Source organism: Ottowia beijingensis (assembly GCF_013423955.1).
Classification (GTDB): Bacteria; Pseudomonadota; Gammaproteobacteria; order Burkholderiales; family Burkholderiaceae_C; genus Ottowia; species Ottowia beijingensis.
In genome coordinates, this window is record NZ_JACCKX010000001.1 from 1442827 (window position 1) to 1468201 (window position 25375).

The 25375-nt window shown below is 60.4% G+C and carries 19 protein-coding genes and 6 pseudogenes; 18 read left to right on the top strand and 7 right to left on the bottom strand.

Annotated elements, in window-relative coordinates:
• The first annotated feature begins 13 nt into the window (after positions 1 to 13).
• From H0I39_RS07240 to H0I39_RS07270, 7 genes and pseudogenes are all read left to right on the top strand, one after another.
• On the top strand, positions 14 to 331 hold the full coding sequence (locus tag H0I39_RS07240) for a hypothetical protein (protein WP_180550060.1): 318 nt from the start codon (positions 14 to 16) through the stop codon (positions 329 to 331).
• 111 nt (positions 332 to 442) lie between these two features.
• A pseudogene (locus H0I39_RS07245) lies at positions 443 to 1047 on the top strand (type IV toxin-antitoxin system AbiEi family antitoxin domain-containing protein).
• A pseudogene (locus tag H0I39_RS07250) lies at positions 1044 to 1906 on the top strand (nucleotidyl transferase AbiEii/AbiGii toxin family protein). Before H0I39_RS07245 ends, H0I39_RS07250 begins: the two co-directional pseudogenes overlap by 4 nt.
• Positions 1907 to 1976: 70 nt before the next feature.
• Entirely contained in the window at positions 1977 to 2429 is a 453-nt protein-coding gene (locus H0I39_RS07255) for a hypothetical protein (protein ID WP_257645670.1), read from the top strand.
• A 243-nt stretch (positions 2430 to 2672) separates the two neighbouring features.
• Positions 2673 to 4165 (top strand): annotated as a pseudogene (locus H0I39_RS07260) (recombinase family protein).
• Positions 4162 to 5072, top strand: a pseudogene (locus H0I39_RS07265) (ParB/RepB/Spo0J family partition protein). The pseudogenes H0I39_RS07260 and H0I39_RS07265 overlap by 4 nt, the downstream one beginning before the upstream one ends.
• Positions 5069 to 5946 (top strand): annotated as a pseudogene (locus H0I39_RS07270) (plasmid partitioning protein RepB C-terminal domain-containing protein). Before H0I39_RS07265 ends, H0I39_RS07270 begins: the two co-directional pseudogenes overlap by 4 nt.
• Positions 5947 to 6292: 346 nt before the next feature.
• Here the strand turns inward: H0I39_RS07270 and H0I39_RS07275 are convergent.
• Both H0I39_RS07275 and H0I39_RS07280 read right to left on the bottom strand, forming a co-directional pair.
• Positions 6293 to 7510: an ADP-ribosylglycohydrolase family protein gene (locus H0I39_RS07275; protein WP_257645671.1), complete on the bottom strand. Its 1218-nt coding sequence runs from the start codon at positions 7508 to 7510 to the stop codon at positions 6293 to 6295.
• Positions 7511 to 7518: 8 nt separating this feature from the next.
• A complete protein-coding gene (locus H0I39_RS07280) occupies positions 7519 to 8169 on the bottom strand; it encodes a hypothetical protein (protein ID WP_180550061.1) in 651 nt (216 codons plus the stop codon).
• A gap of 159 nt (positions 8170 to 8328) precedes the next feature.
• Here H0I39_RS07280 and H0I39_RS07285 point away from each other — a divergent pair.
• From H0I39_RS07285 to H0I39_RS07325, 11 genes and pseudogenes are all read left to right on the top strand, one after another.
• A pseudogene (locus H0I39_RS07285) lies at positions 8329 to 9239 on the top strand (helix-turn-helix transcriptional regulator).
• A complete protein-coding gene (locus tag H0I39_RS07290) occupies positions 9236 to 11911 on the top strand; it encodes an SNF2-related protein (protein WP_257645672.1) in 2676 nt (891 codons plus the stop codon). The pseudogene H0I39_RS07285 and the gene H0I39_RS07290 overlap by 4 nt, the downstream one beginning before the upstream one ends.
• 26 nt (positions 11912 to 11937) lie before the next feature.
• A complete protein-coding gene (locus H0I39_RS21825) occupies positions 11938 to 12180 on the top strand; it encodes a hypothetical protein (protein ID WP_257645673.1) in 243 nt (80 codons plus the stop codon).
• Positions 12181 to 12208: 28 nt separating this feature from the next.
• Entirely contained in the window at positions 12209 to 14149 is a 1941-nt protein-coding gene (locus H0I39_RS07295) for a DNA methyltransferase (RefSeq protein WP_257645674.1), read from the top strand.
• A gap of 264 nt (positions 14150 to 14413) precedes the next feature.
• On the top strand, positions 14414 to 15427 hold the full coding sequence (locus tag H0I39_RS24005) for a DNA methyltransferase (RefSeq protein WP_373368268.1): 1014 nt from the start codon (positions 14414 to 14416) through the stop codon (positions 15425 to 15427).
• Positions 15427 to 16632 (top strand): AAA family ATPase, encoded by a 1206-nt coding sequence (locus H0I39_RS07305; RefSeq protein WP_180550062.1) that lies wholly within the window; start codon positions 15427 to 15429, stop codon positions 16630 to 16632. Before H0I39_RS24005 ends, H0I39_RS07305 begins: the two co-directional genes overlap by 1 nt.
• Positions 16613 to 17272 carry a DUF4276 family protein gene (locus H0I39_RS07310; protein WP_180550063.1) on the top strand — a complete coding sequence of 220 codons (660 nt, stop codon included), beginning with the start codon at positions 16613 to 16615 and terminating at the stop codon, positions 17270 to 17272. Before H0I39_RS07305 ends, H0I39_RS07310 begins: the two co-directional genes overlap by 20 nt.
• Before the next feature lie 52 nt (positions 17273 to 17324).
• Positions 17325 to 20621: a DEAD/DEAH box helicase family protein gene (locus H0I39_RS07315; RefSeq protein ID WP_308645797.1), complete on the top strand. Its 3297-nt coding sequence runs from the start codon at positions 17325 to 17327 to the stop codon at positions 20619 to 20621.
• Positions 20622 to 20673: 52 nt separating this feature from the next.
• Positions 20674 to 21897, top strand: coding sequence for a DUF262 domain-containing protein (locus tag H0I39_RS07320; protein WP_257645675.1), 1224 nt, complete (start codon positions 20674 to 20676; stop codon positions 21895 to 21897).
• Positions 21898 to 21928: 31 nt separating this feature from the next.
• Positions 21929 to 22507 (top strand): HNH endonuclease family protein, encoded by a 579-nt coding sequence (locus H0I39_RS21835; RefSeq protein ID WP_308645798.1) that lies wholly within the window; start codon positions 21929 to 21931, stop codon positions 22505 to 22507.
• 335 nt (positions 22508 to 22842) lie between these two features.
• The gene (locus H0I39_RS07325; RefSeq protein ID WP_180550065.1) at positions 22843 to 23808 is read left to right on the top strand and encodes a DUF4917 family protein; all 966 of its coding nucleotides are present in this window, start codon (positions 22843 to 22845) and stop codon (positions 23806 to 23808) included.
• A gap of 14 nt (positions 23809 to 23822) precedes the next feature.
• On the opposite strand, the gene H0I39_RS07330 is transcribed toward H0I39_RS07325, so the two are convergent.
• The 5 genes from H0I39_RS07330 to H0I39_RS07345 are packed head-to-tail and all read right to left on the bottom strand — an operon-like array spanning position 23823 to position 25354.
• Positions 23823 to 24323 carry a lysis system spanin subunit gene (locus H0I39_RS07330; protein ID WP_180550066.1) on the bottom strand — a complete coding sequence of 167 codons (501 nt, stop codon included), beginning with the start codon at positions 24321 to 24323 and terminating at the stop codon, positions 23823 to 23825.
• Positions 24320 to 24577: a lysozyme gene (locus tag H0I39_RS24010; protein WP_373368269.1), complete on the bottom strand. Its 258-nt coding sequence runs from the start codon at positions 24575 to 24577 to the stop codon at positions 24320 to 24322. Before H0I39_RS24010 ends, H0I39_RS07330 begins: the two co-directional genes overlap by 4 nt.
• Positions 24574 to 24828, bottom strand: coding sequence for a glycoside hydrolase family protein (locus H0I39_RS24015; protein ID WP_373368270.1), 255 nt, complete (start codon positions 24826 to 24828; stop codon positions 24574 to 24576). Before H0I39_RS24015 ends, H0I39_RS24010 begins: the two co-directional genes overlap by 4 nt.
• Positions 24825 to 25052, bottom strand: coding sequence for a DUF7940 domain-containing protein (locus H0I39_RS07340; RefSeq protein ID WP_045667467.1), 228 nt, complete (start codon positions 25050 to 25052; stop codon positions 24825 to 24827). The genes H0I39_RS24015 and H0I39_RS07340 overlap by 4 nt, the downstream gene beginning before the upstream one ends.
• Complete coding sequence (locus H0I39_RS07345) at positions 25049 to 25354, bottom strand: DUF6127 family protein (protein ID WP_115075718.1); 306 nt, start codon at positions 25352 to 25354, stop codon at positions 25049 to 25051. Before H0I39_RS07345 ends, H0I39_RS07340 begins: the two co-directional genes overlap by 4 nt.
• Between the last annotated feature and the right edge of the window lie 21 nt (positions 25355 to 25375).

Sequence of the window (25375 nt, forward strand, 5' to 3'; positions counted from 1 at the left end):
TACCGGACGCCCGTTGTCCGAATCCTCGCCCACGGCACGTGAAGACGCCATTGAGCAGATGATGCGGAAACGACCTGAACGCCGTGATCGGGTTTTCTACTCCGCCAAAGAGGTGGTCGACATCACTGGCTTGCCCGGTTACTGGATTCACCAGAATCAGGAACGCCTGCGGCTCGGCATTCCGTTCTACCGGATCGCAAACGGTGACGTCATTCGCTTCAGCATCGAGGAACTCTTCCTCTGGGAGATGCATCACCTGCGTCCATGCCGGTACCCGGTCGCCAGGGACACTGATGTCAAAGAACAAAGGGCGTACTCACCGACCATCTAAATGGAAGGCAGCGGGTTGGCCGCCACGCTGGCAGATCGAGGATTCAAGCTGCATGTTCCTATATTTCGTCCAATTATTGCATTGAACGAAAATATGGAACATACTCCACCCATGCTCTCCAGTACCCACAATCAACGCGTCCTCGATCTGGCCAGCCAGAAGGGGCTACTGCGCGCCAGCGACCTGGACGCCATCAGTGCGCCTCGGGTCGTTCTGACGCGCCTGACCGCTGCGGGTCTACTAGAGAAGGTGGGGCGTGGCCTGTACCGTCTGCCGGATGCACAGGTTTCGGAATTCGAGAGCCTTGGCACCATCGCCACCAAGGTACCTCAAGCGGTGTTCTGCCTGCTTACGGCGCTGCAGTTTCATGAGCTGACCACGCAGCTGCCGCGTCAGATCTGGATCGCCATGCCTCGGGGCAGCCACCCGCCCCGTGTCGACTACCCGCCCGTCAAGATGGTGCAGTTCACGGGTGATGCCTACTCGGCAGGGATTGAGGAAGTCGAACGCGACGGTGTCAGGCTCGAGTGTACGGCGTGGCCAAGACCGTGGCGGACTGCTTCAAGCACCGCAACAAGATCGGGCTGGATGTGGCGCTGGAGGCGCTGAAGGACGCTCGGGCGCGCAGCAAGGCCTCCGTCGACGACATCTGGCGTTTCGCCAAGATATGCCGCGTGGCCAATGTGATGCGACCCTACCTGGAGAGTGTCGGATGAGTGCGGCCACCCCAAATGTCGCGGCATCCGTCCGTGCGCGTCTGCTCAATGTCGCCAAGGCGCAAGGCGTCGATTTCAACCAGGTGCTGGTGCGCTTCGCCTTGGAGCGCATCCTCTATCGGCTGACCCAGTCGCCGCACGCGGACCGTTTTCTGCTCAAGGTGCGCTGCTATTCACGCTCTGGTACGACATGCCACACCGGGCCACACGCGACGCCGATCTGTTGGGTTTCGGTGCCAGTGATCTGGAGTCAGTGGCCCAAGTATTCCGGGACATCGCAGCTGTACCGGTCGACGACGGTATCGTGTTCGACCCAGCCTCGGTCACAGTCGAGGAGATCCGCAAGGAAGCTGGCTACGGCGGCGTTCGCGTGATGATTGCAGGCGATCTGGCCAGAGCACGTTGCAAGACCCAAATCGATGTCGGCTTCGGCGACGCCGTCACCCCGGCGCCTGTTGATTCGGTCTACCCAGTACTGCTGGAGGAAATGCCCGCGCCACGGCTGCGGGCCTACCCAACGTACACCGTCATCGCGGAAAAGCTCCACGCCATCGCATTGCTGGGTATGACCAACAGCCGCCTGAAGGACTACTTCGATCTGTCGGTGCTGTTGGAACGAGAAACTCTGGACACTGATCTGCTGGCCCAAGCGATCAAGGCCACATTCGAAAGACGCGGCATGGCGGTTCCTCACGCGCTGCCAGTCGGCCTGACGGACGAGTTTGCGCACGACGCTTCGCGCCAGGCGCTGTGGCTGGCATTTCTCAAGAAGAACGAACTTCCGCCAGAACCCTTGCCCGCCATCGTTGGCCGCTTGAGCGTGGCATTGGCACCCGCGTTGAACACCGTCGCTCGTTGAATATCCCTTCATAGGGCAGCAGCTTCGCGCACCTCGCCACGGTCAGTGGCGGTCTCCATACGGACTTTGCATGGAGACCACGATGACTACTCGACTTTGCGCGCACTGCGGCCACCCCTTCGAACCCCGCCCACAGGTTCCCGACCAAGCGTTCTGCTCCGACCCTGAATGCCAGCGGGCTCGCAAGCGCGACTGGCAGCGGGCAAAACTCCAATCCGATCCTGACTACCGCATCAACCAGCAGGCGGCCCAGCGCGCGTGGTCACAGCGCAATCACGACTATTGGCGCAATCACCGAGAAGCACAACAGGCCAGCGGCGATCAAGGGGATCAACCTACCGCCGCCCATCGGCAGCCAGTCATCGATCCGGTAAAGATGGACGTGTCAGCGCTGCCTTCCGGCATCTACCGGATCACAAGACGTCCGGAGTTTCCCAATGGAACACCGGGCTCTTGGGTGGTTGAAATCACGCTGCTGTGCGAAACCTGCGAATGCAAGATGGATGCGTCAAGAGATGACTAGATCGACACCCAGGAATCCAGCCTTAACTTCAAGCCCAAATGGGCTCTCGATCATCCTGGATGGCAACAATTTCAACCATGTGCATTCCGGCCGCGCAGTGCAGGTCACGGTTATGCCAATGAGGTGAAAGGCAGGCCCGAGCAAGTTCACACAACATAAAGTGATCGGGTCTATGCAGGCAGAAGAGTTCTCCATTCCGGGGCGGATCAGCCACCGACATTTCGGGCCGCCGAGTACGTGCGGATGTCGACCGAGCACCAGCAGTATTCGACGGAAAACCAAGCCGACAAGATCCGCGAGTACGCGGCTCGGCGCAACATCGAAATCGTTCGCACCTATGCCGACGAGGGTAAGAGCGGCTTGCGCATCGATGGGCGGCGGGCGCTGCAGCAGCTGATCAAGGACGTCGAGGCAGGCATCGCGGATTTCCAGATCATTCTGGTCTATGACGTCAGCCGCTGGGGCCGGTTTCAGGATGCCGATGAGAGCGCCTATTACGAATACATCTGCCGCCGCGCCGGAATCCAGGTCGCGTACTGCGCCGAGCAGTTCGAAAACGACGGCTCGCCTGTGTCGACCATCGTCAAGGGCGTCAAGCGTGCGATGGCAGGCGAATACAGCCGCGAGTTGTCGGCCAAGGTATTCGCCGGGCAGTGCCGCCTGATTGAGTTGGGTTTCCGCCAGGGTGGCCCGGCTGGCTACGGGCTGCGACGCGTTCTGATCGATCAGTCCGGCACGCTCAAAGGTGAATTGGCTCGCGGCGAGCACAAGAGCCTGCAAACCGACCGCGTCATTCTTCAGCCGGGACCGGATGATGAGGTCGCCGTGGTCAACCAGATCTACCGCTGGTTTGTCACCGACAACCTGACGGAGCTGGACATCGCCGAACGGCTGAACGCACAAGGAACGCGTACTGACCTTGGGCGGGATTGGACACGAGCGACCGTCCGCGAGGTGCTGTCCAACGAAAAATACATCGGCAACAACATCTACAACCGTCGGTCTTTCAAACTCAAGAAGCTCCGGGTGGTTAACAGCCCCGACATGTGGATCAAAAAGAAGGTGCGTTCGAGGGCATCGTGCCACCGGAGCTTTTCTACACGGCGCAGGGCATCTTGCGGGCAAGGGCACATCGCTACAGCGACGAGGAGTTGATCGAGAAGCTGCGCAATCTGTACCAGCGCCACGGTTACCTCTCCGGCCTGATCATCGATGAGGCAGATGGCATGCCGTCTGCGGCGGCCTATGCACATCGATTCGGCAGTTTGGTTCGCGCCTACCAAGCGGTGGGCTTCACCCCGGATCGCGACTATCAGTATCTGGAGGTGAATCAGTTTCTGCGCAGACTGCATCCAGAGATCGTCAGCCAGACCGAACGCATGATTGCCGAGGTCGGCGGCAGCGTCGAACGTGATCCGGCCACCGACCTTCTCACCGTGAATCGCGAATTCACTGTTTCGCTGGTGCTGGCGCGGTGCCAATTGCTCGACAACGGGCGACGGCGCTGGAAGGTGCGCTTCGACACCAGCCTCGCGCCCGACATCACGGTGGCAGTGCGGCTGGACGACAGCAACCAGGCTGCCTTGGATTACTACCTGCTTCCGCGACTGGACTTCGGTCAGGCACGCATCCATTTGGCCGACCACAACGGCATCGAGTTTGAGTGCTATCGCTTCGACAGTCTGGACTACCTCTACGGCATGGCGCGGCGCATCCGCATACGGAGGGCCGCATGAGTCAAGACAAAGAGCATCGGCATTCGGAGTTGCGGATGATTCCGCTCAACCGGATTGAGGTTCTCAACCCCGAGAGCGCAACAGCCGGGTCTTCGAGCAGATCGTCGGCAACATCCAGAACATTGGCCTGAAAAAGCCAATCATCGTGACGCCGCGTCCAGGGAGCAATGGCGAGCACTATCTCCTCATCTGCGGCGAGGGGCGGTTCAAAGCCTTCAAGACGCTCGGGCATCAAGAGATCCCGGCAATGGTGATTAACGTCGATGACGAATCGGCCTTCATCATGAGCCTCACCGAGAACATCGCCCGACGAAAATTCAGCCCGTTGGAATTGCTGTCCGGCATCGAGCAGCTGCGGGATCAGGGCTACGACAAGAAGTCCATTGCCCAAAAGACAGGCCTGAGTCCGGAGTACGTGCAGGGCATCCTGCAGTTGCTGCAGAACGGTGAACAGCGACTGCTGATGGCCGTCGGCAGCGGGCGCATCCCTCTCAACGCGGCGATCACCATCGCTGGCGCGGGCAGCGACGAGAAAGCCATTCAAGCCGCGTTGCAAGATGCCTACGAAACCGGAAAGCTGCGTGGCAGCCAGTTGATCCAAGCCCGTCGTGTGATCGAACGTCGCCGCACCCAAGGCAAATCCATCGGCGGCAGGATGACCTCGCGCAAGACCAATGAGGATGTCACCACGTCCAGCCTGGTGAGGAACTACCAGCGGGAAGTCGAGCGACAGAAGCTGCTGGTCAGGAAAGCAGAGACCGCTCAACGCAACTTACTGTTCATTGTCGGGGCCCTGCGCCAACTGCTGGCCGACGAGAATTTCACCACCCTGCTGCGCGCGGAGGGGCTGGACACACTGCCCCAGTATCTGGCGGAGCGGGTCTGGGCTCGAGGGAGTGGCGCATGAGCAAACCGCCCTTGGGCTTCGTGCCGGAGCCATTGGTTCTGCCCCTCTCGTCCATCCTGCCTTCGCGCAAGACGCCAGAAGGCTTGCTTGCCTCACGGAAATTCAAGCAGATCACCGCATCTATCGAGGCGGTCGGGCTGATCGAACCCCTGTCGGTGGGAAAGCCCAACCGCGAGGGGCAGCACATCTTGCTGGACGGGCACACACGACTGGTCGCGCTGAAACAACTGGGCTTCGACAAGGCTCCTGCCTGGTGGCCACGGATGACGAAAGCTACACCTACAACAACCGGATCAATCGCCTCTCCAGCATTCAGGAGCACCTCATGATCCGTCGCGCTGTCGAACGGGGTGTCACCCCAGAAAAGCTGGCGAAGGCCTTGGACGTGGACATCAGCCACATCATCAAGAAGCTAAACCTGCTGGAAGGAATCTGCCCGGAGGCCGCCGAGTTACTGCGCGACCAGACGTTTTCGGCAAATCTTGGTGCGGTCCTGCGCAAGCTCAAGCCGACGCGTCAGGTTGAGTGCGTCGAACTGATGGTCAGTGCCAACAACATCACGGTCGCCTATGCCCAGGCCTTGGTTGCTGCCACACCCAGCAACCTGCTCGTCGGTGAGACCAAGCCCAAGAAGATGACCGGCGTCAGCGCCGACCAGATGGCCAAGATGGAGAGGGAGATGGGCAACCTCCACGAGCAGTTCAAGCTCGCCGAGCAAACCTACGGGCAGGACATCCTCAACTTGGTGCTGGCCAAGGGCTATCTTGCCAAGTTGATGGCGAACGAAGCCATTTTGCGTCACCTGACCAGGAACCACCCCGACGTGCTGAACGAGTTCGACAGCATCGTTCGTATGGTGGCGCTGGACAAATAAGCGGCACGCAATCGGCGTAGTGAGCGAAATCCTTCCCACCGGAAGGTCGTGATGGCGTCCACGCAGGCGGCACACGGTTCTTTAACAATCTGGAAGCATCTGGGTCATCGCCCCCAAAACGGAGTTTCTGCTTCACTCCGTGATCAAGGGCGGTGACCGACAGGCTTGCCGCTGGCCTGCCCACGCGCATCGGGGCCTGCGCCTGGGCGAACAGCGGCACCTTTTTCAGTTTTTGGCGACCCAGTCTTCGTGGCGGAGCAATAGACCTAAACAGTGCTCGCTTGCTGAAGCAAATGAACCGTCTTGTCCCAGAAACAAGGCTTCGACGATTTTTGCTTACTATCGATCAAAACCCTGGGTACTTCCGCCAGATCCGCTGGTTCAGCTCTGCGTTGTCGCTGTACTCGCCGATTGCCCAATCCTTGAAGGCGTAGAGGTCTTCCGCCAATTCGGTGATGACGTCGCGCAGCTCCAGCGGCTCCAGCCACTCGGCAGGGATCGCCTTCACGCCGTGCATCGCGCCCAGCAGGTTGCCGACGATTGCTCCGGTCGAGTCGGAATCGCCATCGTGGTTCACCGCCAGGATCACGCCATGTTTGAAATTGCGGGCGACCAGCGCGCAATAGATGGAGATCGCCAGGGCCTCCTCGGCGATCCAGCCCTGGCCCAGCCGGGCTATTGCTTCTTCATGTGGCAAACCGGAATCGGCCAACTCCTCAGCCATTTCGATTGCCCGCAGCGTCTCCTCAAAGCCGGGCTCGGCTCGAAGCAGGAGTTTGGCGGCGGCCAATGCCTCGCGCAGCGACGCGCCATCGGTCAGTGCCAGGATCAGCACCGCCAGCACACCACCGGTCAGGGCTCCGGTCGGGTGGCCATGGGTCAGCGCAGCCAACTCGGTACCTAGCCGGAAGGCGTCTTGAGGGGATTCGTACTGACGCATACGCCAGGCGAACAGACCGACCGGCGCAACCCGCATGACGCCCCCGCAGCCCTTGCTGTCGTTGCGGGCCGGCTCCCCGAGGGAGTTCATCGCCCGCAGGGCCGATAGGCAGGTGTTGCCCGGTGCGCGACGGCTGTGCAGCTGACGCTGCTGAAACAGCCAGCCAGGCTCATCGGTGCCGAAGTCGATGTCGCATGTCGGGCGTTCGCCTTGGGTTTGCAGCCAGCGCAAATAGGCGTGCGCCGTTACCCCGGAATAGGTCGTGATGCCTTTGAAACAGCCGCGCACCCAGCCTCGGATTAACCCCTCGGCGGTGAACAAGGTCATCTGCGTGTCGTCGGTGATCGTCCCAATGCCACCATAAGCCGGTGCGTACTGGGTGATTCCCTTCGGGCCGAAGCGACGCAGAATCTCGGTCCGCTTCATGAACTCAACCGGTGCGCCCAGCGCATCGCCGACTGCACCACCTAGTAGGCAGCCCAGAAACCGCCCCTGGACCGTGCGCTTTTGCTGGCGCTTGCTGCGCCAGGCCGGAGGTGCCGGTGTCTCGAATTCTTCCGCCGCGCCCGCATCGGCAACAGGCTCCTCGTCCTCATTGCCGGACAGGGTGTAGTAGACGCCCAACTCTGCGACTACGCGGGTGGCGGGCCGGGCGACGAGGTCCAGCTGCTTACGCCACTCGGGCACATTGGGCCATCCCAACTGATGCCCAGGCCTTTCTCCCAGTAGGACAGATAGGCCTCGCCCCGGTCGGCGGCGTAGTAGTTGCCGTTGCCGGCGGAGCAGTCGAGCGCGTACTCCCAGTTGTTCTCGCGCATGCAGACTCCGTGCTCAGGGTGAGGCACTTGCCCCAGCCCGATCAGGTATTCCGCGCTCTTGGCGTCCAACGGGTGAAACACGGCCACCCGCAAGCGTCCGTCGTCCCGGGCGGTGATGGCAGCGATCAGAGCATCGCCACGTTGGATGGTGACCAGTTGGCCGCCGAGGTCCACGGGCCCGACCTCGAGCCACCAGTGGTCCCCGGCCGCTGAAATGACATCGCGGGCATCGTCGGGCGCCAACAGCTCGGCAAGCCGATCCATTGCGGGTTCGAGCTGCTGCCATTCGGCCTCCCCATCCCGGCTACGCTGTTGCAGGCCGAGCAGCATCGCGGCCAGCGGAAGATCCCCGTTGTCGAGCAAGGCCGACTTCAGATCGGCCGCTGGGATGGGGTACGGGATGTCCGGCAATCCGTACCGCGCCAGCGTCTCTGGCTTGAGGTGAAGCTCTGCGAAATTCTGCATGGCGCCCGTACCGATCCTTTTATCGCTGCGCCGCTTGTGGTTATCACAATACGACGCACACACAAATCAAAATAGAGTCATGGACAGATTCTAGGGCAGACAATATACTTTCCGCAATAACCCGCACAAGCATTCGCTAACCCGAACGAGCCAGCCAGGATGTCGAACGAACAGCTTGCAGATCTAACCCAGCCACAACGCGACCGGCTCGCGTTCGTGGAGTTGCGCGTGCGCTTCATCGGGGAGATACGTCGTCAGGACTTGGTCACGCGGTTTGGCATCCAGTCCGCCGCCGCATCCAGGGATCTGGCGCTGTACAAGGAGTTGGCCCCGGGCAACATCGACTACGACCCCAAGGGCAAGTCCTACGTCTTGGGGCCGGACTTCCGGCCCGTATTCGACTTTCCCCCAGAGCGGGTGCTGTCGTGGCTGACCCAGGGCTTTGGCGATGGTGAGCCGATGCGGCTCAAGGCGTGGGTAGCCAGCGAGAGCCCGTCACGGCTCACGCATCCGGATCTGGATGTGCTGGCGAGCGTGACCCGGGCGATCCACCAAGAGTGTCCGCTCGGCATCGAGTACCACTCCATCTCCAGTGGCCGCACCGAGCGGAGATCGTCCCGTTCGCGCTGATCGACAACGGCCTCCGTTGGCACGTTCGCGCCTTCGACCGCAAATCCCAAGAGTTCCGGGATTTCGTCATCACCCGGATCAAGCGCCCGGTGGTGCTCAAGGGGCAGCCAGTTGCAGCCCATGAGATGAGCGATCAAGACATCCAGTGGACGCGGATCGTCGAACTGGAGTTGGTGCCGCACCCGGATCAGCCCCGGCCGGAGATCACCGAAATGGATTACGGCATGCGCGACGGCGTGCTGCGGATGAAGCTGCGCGCTGCCACGGCTGGATACATCCTGCGCAAATGGAGTGTGGACTGCTCCCCGGATCACAGCTTGCGCGGATACGAATTTCGGCTCTGGTTGAGGGACCACCTAGCGCTTTACGGCGTCAAGAACGCAGTGTTAGCGCCGGGCTATGCAGCACCGGGGCGAGAGTTGGATGGAGGTCAGGGTTGATCTCCGCCTACCACGCCAAGTACTACGCCCACGAGCTGACGCGACGACACACCGCCGATGGGGTAGATCGTCTCTCCCAATCGCTGTTCGATGCCAGCGTAGATCTGAACCCGCATCAGATCGAGGCGGCGCTGTTCGCCCTTCGGAACCCATTGCAGGAAGGCGTACTGCTGGCTGACGAGGTGGGGCTGGGCAAGACCATCGAAGCCGCGCTGGTGGTTTGCCAATACTGGGCTGAGCGCCGCCGTCGGCTCTTGGTCATCTGCCCGGCTAGCCTGCGCAAGCAATGGGCGCAGGAGCTGCACGACAAGTTCGCCGTGCCCACCACCGTGGTGGATGCCGTTTCTCTGCGCAAGCAGTCCGCTGGCGACATGCTCGCCACCCTGCAACGGCAAGTCGGCAAGGCGGTCGTGATCATGTCCTACCAGTTCGCCGCCAAACTGGAGGCCGAGCTGCGCGCCGTGCCTTGGGATGTGGTGGTCATCGACGAAGCGCACAAGCTGCGCAACGCACACCGTGCCAGCAACCGTACCGGGCAGGCGCTCAAGCGCGCACTGCAAGGCCGCAAGAAGCTGCTGCTCACCGCCACGCCGCTGCAGAACTCGCTGATGGAGCTGTACGGCCTGTCGACGCTGATCGACGAGCACCTGTTCGGCGACGAAACTGTCTTCCGCAAGCAGTTCATGAACAGCGGGACGGGTCTTGACGAACTGCGTGAGCGTCTTGCCAGCTTCGCCAAACGCACACTGCGCCGTGACGTGCTGGAGTACATCAAGTACACCGAGCGCAAGGCGCTCACCCAGCCGTTCAACCCCACCGACGACGAGCAGGCGCTGTACGAGCGCATCTCGGCCTTTCTGCAAAAGGAAGACTCCTACGCCCTGCCCAAGCAGCAACGCCATCTCACAGCACTGATCTTGCGCAAGCTGCTGGCCTCCAGTTCGCACGCCGTCGCTGCCACGTTGGTCACCATCCGCGAGCGCCTGCGGGGCTTGCTCACAGCAGACAAAGCGGAAGACGATGGCAGCCAGCTGGTCGAACAGCTCATTGCCGAGGACGACCTGGAGCAGGACTACCTGGAAGAGGAAGCCAGCGAGGCAGAAGAGAACGACGAAGTCCCGACGCCTGAGCCAGCCGAAGAAGGTAAGCCGGGCGCCGCAAAAGATGCCCATGCCGTCCGCGCCGCCATCACCGCAGAGATCGCGGAGCTGACTGCGTTCGTCGATGCCGCCCAAGCCCTGAAAACCGACACCAAGGCACAGGCGTTACTCAAGGCGCTCAGCCTGGGCTTCGGCAAGATGGCCGAGCTACGTGCGCCACGCAAGGCCATCATCTTCACAGAGTCCAAGCGCACGCAGGAGTACCTGCACCGCTTCCTCTCAGCCAACGGCCACGCGGGCAAGTTGGTGTTGTTCAGTGGCACCAACACCCACGAGGAATCGACCGCCATCTACCAGCGCTGGCTGGAAGAGTACAAAGGCACGGATCGCGTCACCGGCTCGCCGCAGGTAGATCGCCGCACCGCCCTGATCGACCACTTCCGCAAGGAAGACGGCACCGGTGCGGAAATCATGATCGCCACCGAAGCGGCTGCCGAAGGCGTCAACCTGCAGTTCTGCGCGCTGATCATCAACTACGACCTGCCGTGGAACCCGCAGCGCGTCGAGCAGCGCATTGGCCGCTGCCACCGCTACGGTCAGCGTTTCGATGTGGTGGTCATCAACTTCCTCAACACCCGCAACCAGGCCGACCAGCGCGTTCTGGAACTGCTCACAGAGAAATTCAACCTGTTCTCTGGCGTGTTCGGGGCAAGCGATGAAGTGCTGGGTCGCATCGAGGGCGGCCTCGATTTCGAGAAACGCGTCCTCCAGATCTACGACACTTGTCGCCAGCCCGAGCAGATCGAAGCCGCCTTCAATGCCCTGCAGGCGGAGCTAGAAGAATCCATAGCCGACCGCATCAAAGACACCCAGTCCCAGCTGCTGGAGCATTTTGACGAAGACGTTCACGACCGGCTCAAGCTGCGATTGGACGAGGCCGAAGCACGCCTGGACAAGCTGGGGCGCTGGTTCTGGGGTGTCACCTGCTTTGCATTGGACGGCCGCGCGCGCTTCGACGAGCAGTCCTACGCGTTTTCTCTGAGCACGCCGCCAACTGGAATCGCCACAGGTCGCTATCAGCTCATTCGCGGTGCGGCGCAGCCGGACATGCTGGCGCACGCCTACCGCCTCAGCCACCCGCTGGGGGAATGGAGCATTGAAACGAGTCTTAATGCGGCCACGCCCGTCGCCACATTGAAGCTCGACTACGACAAACACGGCGCGCGCGTCTCCGTGATCGAAAAACTGCGCGGCAAGTCCGGCTGGCTGACGCTGGTCCGGCTGGAAATCACTGCCTTCGAGACCACCGAGGCGCTGCTGTTCTCCGGCCTCACTGACGATGGTCAGGTACTGGATCAGGAAACCTGCGAAAAGCTGATGGCCATTCCAGCAGCGGGCAAACCCACTCCTTTGAACACCGCCGTCCCCGAGGCCCTGCTGGCAACAGCCAGCGTGCGGTCGCCGCCACGATTGCCCAGGTACTGGAAGCCAACCAGCGCCTCTTCAATGAAGAACGCGACAAGCTGGAACGCTGGGCTGATGACAAGCTGCTGGCCGCAGAGGAAGCCCTGAAGAACACCAAGGCGCGCATCGCCCAATTGAAGCGCGACGCCCGCAAGGCCGCCACCTTGCAGGAGCAAGACGGCATTCAGCGCGAACTGTCTGAGCTGGAGCGCAAGCAGCGCCGCCTACGGCAGGAAATCTTTGCTGTGGAGGACGAAATCATCGCCAAGCGCGACGAATTGATTGCCTCGCTCCAGCAGCGCCTGCAAGAAAAACCAGCCACGAGACCCTGTTCAGCATCCGCTGGCAGGTCACCTGAAACGCAAATCCTTCAATGAATCAGAAATCCCGAGATCAGGGCAAACCATGACCAACAAACAGAATCCCAAATTCCAGGAGCTCGTCGCCAAGCTGCGCGAGATCTTCCAGATCGACCGCCCGGAACTGGACTTCGGCATCTACCGCATCCTCAACGCCCGCGCGGGCGAGATCAACGACTACCTGCAAAACCGGCTGGCCGAGAAGGTGCAAGCCGCACTTAGCCAAGGTGGCGCTGCACAGCAAGAGCAGGTGGCGCGCGAGCTAAAGGACAAGGAAGCGCAATACCAGGCAGACGGCATCGATCCGGCCACCGTCCCGAAAGTGCAAGAGCTGCGCCAAAAGCTGGCGCAGTACAGCACCGGTGCCAGCGAACACGAAAATGCCGTGTTCTCGCACCTGCTGACCTTTTTCTCGCGCTATTACCAAAATGGCGACTTCATCAGCCAGCGCCGCTACAAGGGCGACACCTACGCCATCCCCTACGCGGGCGAAGAGGTGATGCTGCACTGGGCCAACAAGGATCAGTACTACACCAAGAGCGGCGAGAACTTCAGCAATTACAGCTTCAAGCTCGAAGATGGCCGCACGGTGCATTTCCGCCTTGCCGCCGCCGACACCGCCAAAGACAACCGCAAGGACAACGACAAGGAGCGCCGCTTTGCCCTGGTGGCGGCCAAGACCGTGACCCGCGTGGATGAAAACGGCGACGAGTACGAGGAAGAGCTCGTGCCCGTGGAGGAAGTTGCGGGCAGTGACGGCAAACAGGAACTGATCATCCGCTTCGAGTATGCCGTCCAGCCCAAAGGCACCAAGCAGGAGGCGCTGGTCACCAAGGCTGTAGAGGCAGTGCTGGCGGACGCCGCCGTGAAGGCCCGCTGGCTGGCCCTGGGAAACCGCGCGCCAACGGAAAAGAACCCGCAGCGCACTCTGCTGGAAAAGCACCTCTCCGACTACACCACCAAAAACACGGCGGACTACTTCATCCACAAGGATCTGGGTGGTTTCCTCCGGCGCGAGCTGGACTTCTACATCAAGAACGAAGTCATGCACCTGGACGATGTGCAGAACGCGGGCGCGTTCGCGGACATCGAAAAGAACCTGCGAATGATCCAGTGCCTGCGCAGCATAGCGTTGGAGCTGATCTCTTTCTTGGCCCAGTTGGAAGATTTTCAGAAGAAGCTGTGGCTGAAAAAGAAGTTCGTTGTCTCCAGTCACTACTGCATCACGCTGGATCGGGTACCGGAAGCGCTGTGGCCGGAAGTGGTAGCGAACCCGCAGCAATGGGCGCGGTGGAAACAGCTGGGCGTTTGGGATGGCGACGCGCCGGGGACGCTGGAGGATTTGAAGGCTGCGCTGTATCGGATGGTAGATACGAGCCTGTATTGCGAGGATTTTAAGTTCAAGCTACTGCAATCAGTAGATGTGGATTCGGCAACTAACGGCGTCCTTGTACACAGCGATAATTTTCAGGGGCTAAGGTCCATCAGGAATCGCTACAAGGAGCAGATTAAGTGCATCTACATTGATCCACCATACAACACATCTGAGGCCACATTTTTCTACAAAAATCAGTACAAGCATTCATCATGGCTTGCCATGATGAATTCTCGGATCGAAAGCTCCCTAAGCTTGATGGCCGAGGATGCAATCCTTCAGATTACCATCGATGACGAGGAACTCTACAGGCTGAAGGGGCAAGTCGACTCTCTGCTTGGAGAGGAACGATACATTGGGACGGTAGTCATTCAGAGCAATCCAAGGGGGCGAGGTATTAATAGCTTCTTTGCCACCAGCCACGAATATGCACTCGCGTATGCAAATAACCCTGCTAAAGCAGAGATATGTGATGAGCTACTCAGCGAAGAGCATGAGGAGGATACAAGTTCTCGGACGAGAAATCGGAGTACCGCCTTTTGCCTTTCCGGAGAAGTGGCGGACTCTCCACCCCTGTTGATCGCCCCAATTCAGAATTTAGCCTCCTGTTAAACCCCAACACTCTAGCGATTATCGGGGTTGGTGGCGCGCGCACTAAGGACTACCCGTCTACTTATTGCACGAATTTGGCCCTATGGCTAAACGATGCAGGAGATGTCGTCGAGGAGGATTACTCAAACTATTTGAAGCGAACTGGCTGCGTTGAATTCCTGCCGTTGGATTCTGATGGTGAGCGAAGAGTATGGAGGTGGTCAGACAGAAAGAAGATTCTCGAACACGCGAGAGATGGTGAATTTGTCGTTAAAAGGAAAGGCAATGGCGAAATCACTGTCCAACTTAAAGATCGCATCAAGGAGGGTCGAAAGCCGAAGACGGTTTGGGTCGATTCAAAGTACGATGCGTCAAGTCACGGGACGAATCTTCTGGCCGACTTTTTGGCGGGCAGAAGCTTTTGGATACCCCAAATCAATTCATGCGACCGTAGCGTCTGTTTCTTCGGTTGTCAGGAAGTCACCAGACTCTATTGTTCTGGACTATTTCGCTGGTTCGGGAACAACCGGCCATGCAGTGGTCACGCTTAACCGGGCAGATGGCGGCTCTCGCAAATACGTATTGATCGAGCAAGGCGAGTATTTTGACCTGGTAACTAAGCCGAGGATGCAGAAGGTCGTGTACTCCGCTGAGTGGAAAGGCGGAAAGCCAACCGCTCCAGCAACAGGAATCTCACACTGCTTCAAGGTTATCAAACTCGAAAGCTACGAAGACACCCTGAACAACCTGCAACTGCGCCGCACCCCGGCGCAGGGTGATCTGCTGAACTCCCTGCCGCAACAGGCCCGCGACGACTACCTGCTCCACTACATGCTGGACGTGGAAAGCCGCGGTTCGCTGCTGTCGGTGGAAGACTTCAAGAAGCCGTTCGACTATCAGCTCAACATCGCCGTGGATTCGGCAGGTGCGTTCGAGCCGCGCAAGATCGATCTGGTCGAAACCTTCAACTACCTGATCGGCCTGCGCGTCAAGCACATTGATGCGCAGCCGCAACGCGGCTTCGTCACCGTCACCGGCACGCTGCCCAGCGGTGAAAGCTGCCTCGTGCTGTGGCGCGATTGCGATGTGCTGGACTACGAAGGCATCAGCAAGCTCTGCGACAAGCTGGCCATCAACCCGGCGGACAACGAGTTTGACGTGGTCTACATCAACGGCGACCACAACATTCCCACCGTGCTGACGCAGACGGCCGAGGAAGGCGGTGCCACCCGCGTGCTCAAGCTGCGCCAGATCGAGCCGGAATTTCTGGCGCGCATGTTTGATGTGGAGGATGTGTGATGGCTAATTTTGGAACCCCTAGCATTCAGCAACGAGAGCCAGAACCGGCACGCATCAAGTCCGTCACCATTGAGGGTTTCCGCAGCCTGCGCAGTATCCAGAATCTGGAGCTGCCGCAGCTCACGGTGCTGATTGGGGCCAACGGCGCAGGCAAGTCCACCCTGATCCGATTCTTCGAGATGCTGAGCTGGATGCTCAAGGCGAAGAACCTGCAGGAGTTCGTGCTGCGCCACGGCGGCGGCGATGACCAGTTTTTCATGGGTGCCCGGAAGACCTCGCGCATCCATGCCGAGTTGTGCCTTGAAACCGCATCGGGCTACAACGACTATCGGTTTGATCTGGCCCACATCTCGGCCGGCGATTCCGTGATGGTGATGAACGAAGCCTATCGGTATTCGGCGCATGACATCCCGACCAAGGCGAAGTGGACCGAGATTGAAGGGGTGGGAAAAGAGTCCAGCCTGTTGGAGAAGAAGAGCAAGACGGCCCAGACCATCGTCAACCTTTTGCGTCAGTGCTCCACCTATCAGTTTCACGACACATCCATCAACGCCGCCATTCACAACCGCTGGGATGTCACCGAGTCGTTCCGCCTACGCTCGGACGGCGGCAACCTCGCGGCTGTGCTGCTCGACTTGCGCAATGGCGACCGCAAACGCTACGAGCTGATCGTCAAGCAGATTGGCCGGGTGTTGCCGGCGTTCAAGGATTTTGTACTGGAAGAAGAAGCCGGCAAGGTGTTGCTGCGCTGGGTGGGGCGGCAAAGCGACAAGGTGTTCGGCTCTCATCTCACCTCGGACGGGTCGCTGCGCCTGTTCTGTCTGCTGACTTTGCTGAACCTGCCGCCCGAGCGCTTGCCGGACGTGCTGTTCTTCGATGAGCCCGAACTGGGGCTGCATCCGCACGCCATTACCCTGGTGGCCGAGATGTTCAAACGCTTGTCGAAGAAGCGGCAGATCTTCATCGCCACGCAGTCGCCCTACCTGGTGGATTGCTTCGAGCTGGAAAACATCATCGTGGCCAGCGCCAGCAATGGCGAGACCGTGTTGCGCAATCTGCCGCGCGAGCACTATCAGCGCTGGCTGGACGAGGAATACCAGCTGTCCGACATCTGGTTGCAGCAGGCCGCAGGTGGCGTGGCCTGGCTGGGTGAGCACCAGCCCGTCAAGCGGGAAGGTTCTCAGGATGCGGGGCAGGCCGAATGATCCGGCTCTGCATCATCTGCGAAGGCCCCACCGAGGTGGAGTTCGTCAACCGCTGCCTGGAGCCCTACCTGAGGCCCAGTGGCGTCAGCGCCTACGGCACCGTGTTGAGCGCCAGATCAGGGCGGCATCGGGGTGGGCGTGTCACCGTGGATCGGCTGGCCAAAAGATTTCACTGCACTACAGCGAGGCCGATCGCGTCTCCACGCTGGTTGATTTCTACGGTTTTCAGGACCGCGCAGCCCGCACCCGCGCCCAACTGGAGGCCGACATTGCCGCAGCTGCGCGGGACATCACCACGGGCTATGACCCGCGCTACGTGCTGCCCTATGTGCAGATGCACGAATTCGAGGGCCTGTTGTTCACCAACCCCACGCACTTTGAATGGGCAGAAGACGGCTGGAGCGAAGACGTGAAAGCGAAGTTGATGGCGGTGGCACAGGCGTTCCCGAATCCGGAAGACATCAACGACAGTCCCGAGACCGCACCATCCAAGCGGATTCTGAGCATCTTTCCCGAGGGCACGTATTCAAAGCCCGAGCATGGCCCGTTGATCGCTGAGGCCATCGGGATTGACGCGATGCGCCAGAAGTGTGCGCAGTTCGATGCCTGGGTTGCTCATCTACAGGCATGGGGTAATTGAAATGGCACGGCAAACCAAAAATCAGAAGAAACGCAGCTTCCATCAGGAGCTGGTGCTCAATCGCTGGGTGCTGGGCTTCTTTCTGGGCGGCACGCTGGCGGCGCTGAAGATGCGCTTGGGCGATGACCGCTTCGAGGGCATCGACGAGGATGGCCAGACCAAGTTCTTCCACGAACTGATCCGAGGCTTGTTCGATCCCAACAAGGTGCCCGAGGCCGATCTGCGGCGCTACGACTTGAACGTCGTCGCCCACTGGCAGGCCATCACCGCCCAGCGCAACAAACTGGAGGGCCATGAACTGCAGATGAAGTACTTCCAGTACCTCTCGCTGCTGTTCACCGAGCTGTATCTGGACTGGTACTTCAACCACCGTCAGGACTTGCTCGATGGCCTGAACGAGGAAATGACGCGCTACCGCGCCGAGACGGGCGCGGAACCGTTCCGCGATTTCGAAGCGGACGACCTGAACAAGATCGCCTTCTGGAATGCCACCGGCAGCGGCAAGACCCTGCTGCTGCACGTCAACATCCGCCAGTACCTGCACTACTTCCAGGCGGGGCGCAGCGATCACTTTCCCGACAAGATCATCCTGCTCACGCCTAACGAGGGGCTGTCACGCCAGCACTTGGAGGAGTTGCACCTGTCGGGCTTCGGTTTCTCGCAGTTCTTTAATAAGGCTCAGTCACCCGCGCGCGGCACCATCGAGATCATCGACATCAACAAGCTGGGCGATGAGATGGGCGACAAGACCGTCGCTGTGGATGCCTTCGAGGGCAACAACCTCGTGCTGGTGGACGAAGGCCACCGTGGTACGGGCACGGCGGCGGGCGCGTGGATGGCGCGGCGCGATGCGCTGGTGCGCGGTGGTTTTGCCTTCGAGTACTCGGCCACCTTCGGGCAGGCAGTGGCTAAGGGCATGACCGTGGCGGCGGCGGAAGAAGACATCCAGAAGAAGCGCGCCAAGATGCTGTTCAACACCACCAGTCTGCGCAGCCTGGACGACGGGCAGAAGGCACAACTTGCGCTGACCGCCGAGGACAAGCGCCGCGCGCGCATCACTGCGACGCGCGAGATTTACGCCAAGTGCATCCTGTTCGATTACTCATACAAGTTCTTCTATGAGGACGGCTACGGTAAAGAGTCGCTGATCCTCAACATGAGCGGCGAGGCCTACGAGCAGGCGGATAACGCGCGCAAGTATTTCACCGCCTGCCTGCTGGCCTACTACCAGCAGCTCTGGCTGTGGAGCACTCACCGCTCGGCGCTTGCCGACTTCAACATCGAAAAGCCGCTGTGGGTGTTCGTGGGCAACACGGTGTCAGGCGAGGAGTCGGACATCCTGGAAGTGGTGAACTTCCTCGCCGACTTCCTGAACAGCGAAGCGCAGATCAAGAGCTGGCTGACCGACCTGATTGCGGACAAGGCGCAGATTTTGGATGCCAAGGGCAACAACATCTTCAGCGGGCGCTTCACGCCCCTGATGGGCTTCGGCGGTCGCGTGGATGATCTGTACGCCGACATCCTGCTGCGCGTGTTCAATGCCTCGGCCCGCCAGAGATTGAAACTGGTCAACATCAAGAGCAGCAAGGGTGAGCTGGCGTTGCGCGTGGGCGATGCAGAGCCCTTCGGCCTCATCAACATCGGCGACGATGCGGGCTTCTTCGGGATGGCGGAGGACGTGGAGGCCTTCGATAGCGAACGCGACGACTTCGGCGGCGCGCTGTTCGGCACGCTGAACAACAAGGACAGCCGCCTCAACGTGCTGATCGGCTCGCGCAAATTCACGGAAGGCTGGAGCAGTTGGCGCGTGTCCACGATGGGCCTGCTGAACATGGGCCAGGGTGAAGGCTCGCAGATCATCCAGTTGTTCGGGCGCGGCGTGCGCCTCAAGGGCAAGGGTTTCTCGCTCAAGCGCACCTTGCCGCAAGACAGGCCCAAGGGCGTGCATCTGGACAAGCTGGAGGCGCTGAACATCTTCGGGGTGCGCGCCAGCTACATGGCGGCGTTCAAGGACTACCTGCGTGAAGAAGGCATCACGCCCAGCGATGAAGTGCTGGAGCTGGACTTCCCGACCCGTGCCAACCTGCCCAAGGGCAAGCTCAAGACCCTGACGCTGAAGGATGGCTACAAGGACAACCAGAAACTCGGGTTCAAGCGCACGCACTTCCCGTGGCTGTACGAAATTCCAGCTCAGTTCCAGGGCAAGATCAAGCCACCCCATGTGGTGCTCGACCTGTACCCGCGCGTCGAGGCGCTGTCCAGCAAGGACAAGGGCACAGCCTCCACGACGGAAGCCCGCAACAAGGGCAAGCTGAACCAGACACTGTTCCCGGCTTTCAACTGGGATCGGGTCTATCTGGCCTTGCAGGATTACAAGCTGCAGCGCAGCTGGAGCAACCTGCGGTTGGAACAGCAGAAGCTGATCGACTTCTGCGCGGGCGCGCAGGACTGGTACACGCTGTTCATTCCGGCGGCGGAACTGAATGTGACGACCTTCGCCGACATCCGCAAGCAGGAAGACATCCTGCTGCGACTGCTGACGGACTACACCGACCGCTTCTACAAGGCCCTGAAGTCCGGCTACGAAGGCCAGTTCTACGACATCACCCACATCGATGAAGACCACGGGTCGATGCTCAAGCTGTACCAGTTCGAGATCGAGAACAGCGACGACGGTCTGGAGTATCAGGCGAAGCTGGAAGTGCTGAAGAAGCTGGTGGCGGACGGCAAAATCGGCGAGGCTAGCAAATGGAATGCGCCACACATGGTGGCCATCAGCTTCGACCGGCACCTGTACTACCCGCTACTGGCGTTGGAGGACAAGGGTGCAGTGCCGCTGAAACTGCGTCCGCTGGCCTTTGACGCGCCCAGCGAATGGGAGTTTGTCCGCGATCTGGAGGCGTTCTACAACTCCAGCGAAGGCAAGGAAGCGATTGGCCCGCGCAGTCTGTACCTGTTGCGCAATGCGGATCGGGAAGAGAAAGGTCTGGGCTTCGCGTTGGCGGGCAACTTCTATCCTGACTTCCTGCTGTGGCTGGTGGACGATGCCAGCGGCAAGCAGTGGCTGACCTTTGTCGATCCAAAGGGGCTGCGCAATCTCGACCTGTCGCACCCCAAGCTGGGGCTGTACAAGGAAGTGAAGACTCTGGAAACGACGCTGGCGGGGCAGGCCAAGGCGAGCGAAGCGCCGCTGGTCTTGAATGCCTTTGTCCTCTCGCCAACGAAGTTCGCCGACCTGCTCAACGTGGGCGACTCGACAAAGAAAGCCGATCTGGAAAGCCGCAACGTGCTGTTCATGGAGGATGGTGCCAGCGCCTACTTGAAGAAGTTGTTCCGGGTGCTGGTCTGAGAGATCGCTAGTTCCCAGCTTTGTGCATTGAAAGATTTAGAGAAGACGAAAAATGGCCCGCATCGAAAATCACAAATACAGCATCGAGGAAGCCTTCAGGGAATGCTTCTACATCGTCCCGGACTACCAGCGCGAGTACGTCTGGACGGACAAGGAAGTGCATCAGCTGTTGGAGGACATCGGCGAACAGATCGATGTGGGCACCACGCGCGAATACTTCATTGGTACCGTGCTGGTGTCGCCGACCGACCAGAAGAACCATTACGAGGTGATCGACGGCCAGCAGCGCCTGACCACCTTCTTCCTGCTGCTGTGCGCGCTGAAGCATCTGTTTCAGGGCGAGCCGCAGCGGCAGATGATTTCCGGGCTGATCTCAACCAGCTATGTGGACAGTGACGGCGAGGTGCGCACCAACCTGAAGCTGGAGCCGCGCTACGAAAGCGCGGGCGAAGTGATGGCCAAGCTGGTAGAGCTGGACGCCGACCCGCAGGCCGTGCGCGCAGGCATTCAGGCAGCTGGGATCGCCAGCTTCGGCTCCCTGGAAAATCTGGTCAACGCCTACAGCACGCTATATCGCTACCTGAAGGACAACTACGACGATGCGCCCAAACTGAAGAAGTATTGGGGCTATCTGGCCAATAACGTGGTGTTCATCCAGATATCCACCGACGTCAGCAGCGCGCTGAAGATTTTCGAGACCATCAACGAGCGCGGCGTGGGCCTGAACCCGATGGACTTGCTCAAGAACCTGCTGTTCACGCAGGTCAAGCAAGCGCAGTTCACCCAGCTCAAGGACGAGTGGAAGAAGATCACCAAGCCGCTGGAGAAGGAGAAGGAAAAGCCGCTGCGCTTCCTGCGCTACTTCCTGATGGCCAACTACGTCATCAAGAACGAGCGCGGCGACTCAGTCGTGCGCGAGGACGAAATCTACGACTGGTTCGTCGCCAAGGACAACGCGGCGCTGTGCGATTACGCAGGCAAGCCCTTCGAGTTCGTGCGCAAAGTGATCCGCAACGTCGAGCACTACCTGGCCTTTGCCAACGGGCTTGGCAACGATGGCAAGCCGAGTCTGGCAATGGACAGCCTCAAGCGGCTGGCAGGCGGCGCGTTCAGTTTGCACTTCGTCCTGCTGCTGGCAGCGGCGAATTTCCCAAGCCGCTGTTCGACCATTTCGTGGCGCAGCTGGAGAGCTTCCTTTTCTATTACATCTTCACCAAGACACCGACCAAGGATCTGGAACGCAGCTTCTCTCAGTGGGCCGACGAGCTGCGCGTGATTGCCGAGACCAGCGATCCGGTGAAACAAAGGTGCAGCTCAACGCGTTCATTGCCGAGCGCTTTGAGAAGAACATGGCGGGCAAATCACAGGAGCTGGCCGACGCCCTCAAGCGCTTCACGCTGTACTCGATGCAGCAGTACCGCACGCGCTACCTGCTGGCGCGACTGACGCAGCACGTCGACATGGCCTTCAGCGGGCTGAAGGTGCCGGGCAGCCTAGAGCCGTTCACCAATCTGGAAATCGAGCACATCCTGCCCGACAACCCGAAGGCGGAGCTGCGTGCCACGTGGGCAGCAGAGAACCCGAATGCGGTCTACGACGACTACAAGAACCGGCTGGGCAACCTGACCTTGCTGGAGAAGCCCATCAACATCGTCGCGGGCAATGACTTCTACACGGCCAAGCAAGTCGAGTACGGCAAGAGCGGCAACTACTTGACGCGCAGTCTGGTGGCGCTGACCGAGGTCGGACAGAACACATCGATTTCCCGGATCAACGCCAAGCTGGAGGCTTTTCCTGCGTGGAATGCCGCGTCCATCGAGAAGCGCCACGCGCTGCTCATCGCGCTGGCGCAGGAAGTCTGGAAGACGACGCCAATTGACGTCTGATGATGGGGTCTATCGATATGAGTAATGCATCAGCACCTGCGCCGATGTGCGATGACTGCAAGGCCTTGATTGGCGCGTCGAGAAGCACGAAGCCTCATGCAAATCTCGAGTACAAGGACGGCAGAAAGGTCTCGTCGATGATGGGCGCTGCCGATGAGGCGTACTACCGCTGCAAAGTGTGCGGCCACGAATGGCTGCACGAGACCGGATCTTGCGGCATGGGTTGGGTTGCATAGCTGTGGCGGCTCGCATGGCGAGATCAACCCACAATGACGTCCCGTGAAGATTATGGACAGAATCGATATTGGCACCTGGGCAAACATCAGCGCTGAAGATTGGAGTTCCTCCTTCTGGGCAACGGCGCCAGTATCGCCATCCACAAGGAGTTCGCATACCCAACACTCCATGGCATCGCTGATGCAAAAGGACTGCTCGCCACCACTGCCCCAATATTCGCCAAGCTCGGGACAACCGATTTCGAGCATGTTCTGCTCGCGTGCTGGTATGCCGAGCACGTCAACGGGGCATTGGGGACGCCGTCGGCCGCCATCTCCGCAGCCTATGAGGAGGTCCGTACAGCACTGATCGAAGCTGTGCACAGTGTGCATCCGGTGCATGCCGATGTTGCCGCCGACCTGCAACTGGTCGGTGCGTTTGCGAGCGCGTTTCCCACTGTCGTCAGCCTGAACTACGACCTCACCTTGTACTGGGCCATGCTGCTGTTCAACGCGGCGAACGGGAGTTGGTTCAAGGACGCATTCCACGACGGGGAGTTCCAGACGGATTGGGAATATCTGCGGCGACCCTATGGGCACGCTGCAGGAGCAACATTGGTTTTCTACCCTCACGGCAGTCTTGCGGTTGCTCGTGACTACCTTGGTGATGAGACAAAGCTTTCTGTAGGCGCGGGAGGCGCAGGTGACTTGCTTGGCACCATAACCCGGATGTGGGCATCCGGGCACTATGTGCCCGTGTTTGTTAGCGAGGGAACCAGTCATCAGAAGGTCGCTGCGATTCGCCGAAGTCACTACCTGACGAACGTATATGAAGAGGTGCTGCCCGCCCTTGGAGAGAGCCTGGTCGTATATGGCTGGAGCTTTGACGAGCGAGACCAACACGTGCTCGACGCCATCGCATCGAGTCCGCCAAAGCGAATGGCCGTCTCGGTTTTCACTGGTCAGCCAGATGGAGATCAGCAGGCGTTCTGCCACCAAGTGCTTAAGGCTGCTGGCCGGTCCTTGCCTGACACAGAAGTGATGTTCTTCGATTCGCGAAGCCCTGGATGCTGGAACAATCCATGATGCGGTGCTGAACCCTACTGCTCGCTGGCAACCTTCATCTCCCTGACCCACGTTTGCAACGCCCTTAGCTGCTCGGCGTTCTCGTGGCAGGTCTGGTAGTTGGCGGCACCGGTTCCGGCGACGGCAGAGAGCGCAAGGCCTGCGGCGGCCGCATCAGCATCTCGGGCGGGCTCGGGCAGTTCACCGGCGGCGGCAGCGTCGTGCAGGCGCACAAAGCCACGGTTGATAGTGCAAGCAGCATCGGCTTGAACGGGCACATAGACGGGAACCTCCTTGATGATGGTGTCGCCCTTCTCGCGGACGACGCGGACGCGGTCGACGTACTGGGTGACGACCTTGACGGTGGCTTGCGCCTGCCGCTCGCGGATGGCTGCGGTCTGTAGGGCTTGTTGCTGGACGGCGGCATCCCATTGCGCTTGAACGTGGCTTGCGCCCTTGATCCAGCCGAAGCCGACCAGGGCGACGCCGAGCACCGCGAGGGCCAGCAGCCGGTACGGCCATGGAATCACACTCACGATGCCTCCCCGATGCACTGCCGGTACTCGGCCTCGCGCCGTGTGGCCAACCCGCCGCACAGGCGCGCATTGGCGGGCAGCGCGCAGTCCTTACCCTGGAAGAAGCGCCAGCGCAGCAGCTCGGCACAGGCCCCGGCGTAGTCCCCGGTGTTGAGTTTTCTGACCAGTGTGGATTGGCAGAACGCGCGGCTGCCGACGTTGTAGGAAAAGCTCACCAGCGCGTCGTACTCGTGCTGGGCCAGGGGCACAGTCACGCATTGCTTGAGCGCCCCTCGAATTGCTGTACGTCGGTAAGTGCCCGAGCCAGCGCCTTTGGCGGCGTGGTGGTGTCGCCCAGCTTCACCCCGGTGGTGGTGCCGAAACCAATGGTCGGCACATCGCCCTTGACCGGGATCACTGCGCGATCGGTGTAGCCCTCGTGCAGCACGATGCCGACCAGGGCGGCGGCGGACAGCGTCAGTCCGGCCACCGTCCTGCGCATCACGGGTGATGGTGTCCGGGTCATCGGTGCATCTCCGGCTGCGCCACGATGCGAGCAACGGTTGCGCCGATGCTGGCGGCAAAGGCCAGCAGCACAAACGCACCGCGCGGCAGTACATCCCCGAACAGCGGCACCACCACCTCCGCCGCTGTGAAGGCAGCGGCCAGCAGCGAGAAGCGGATACTCCAGGCACGTCGCAACACGCGCCGCCAGTCGTCCAAAAGGCAGATCTTCGGCTTGGCGGTCATTGCACGCCTCCCATCAGCTTCAACTTTATGGCGGCCCCCACCAGCAGCGCGGCCAGGATGCCGGTGGTCACGACCTTGATGGTGGTCTGCCACGCCGTGCGGCGGGCATCGCGCCACGCTTCCAGCAGATCGCGCAGTTCGCGGATGTCCTTCGCCGCACTGCCGTTCTCCAGCCCGAGATGGGCAAGGCAACGCTCGGCTCCGCGTTCGGCGGCACGGTCGAGCAGTTCGTCGAAGTCCTCGCGGCGCAACAGGAGCATGTTTTCCACGAGGGCGGCGGGTTGGTGTTCGGGTTCGGTCATTGCAGGTCTCCAGAAATGCGA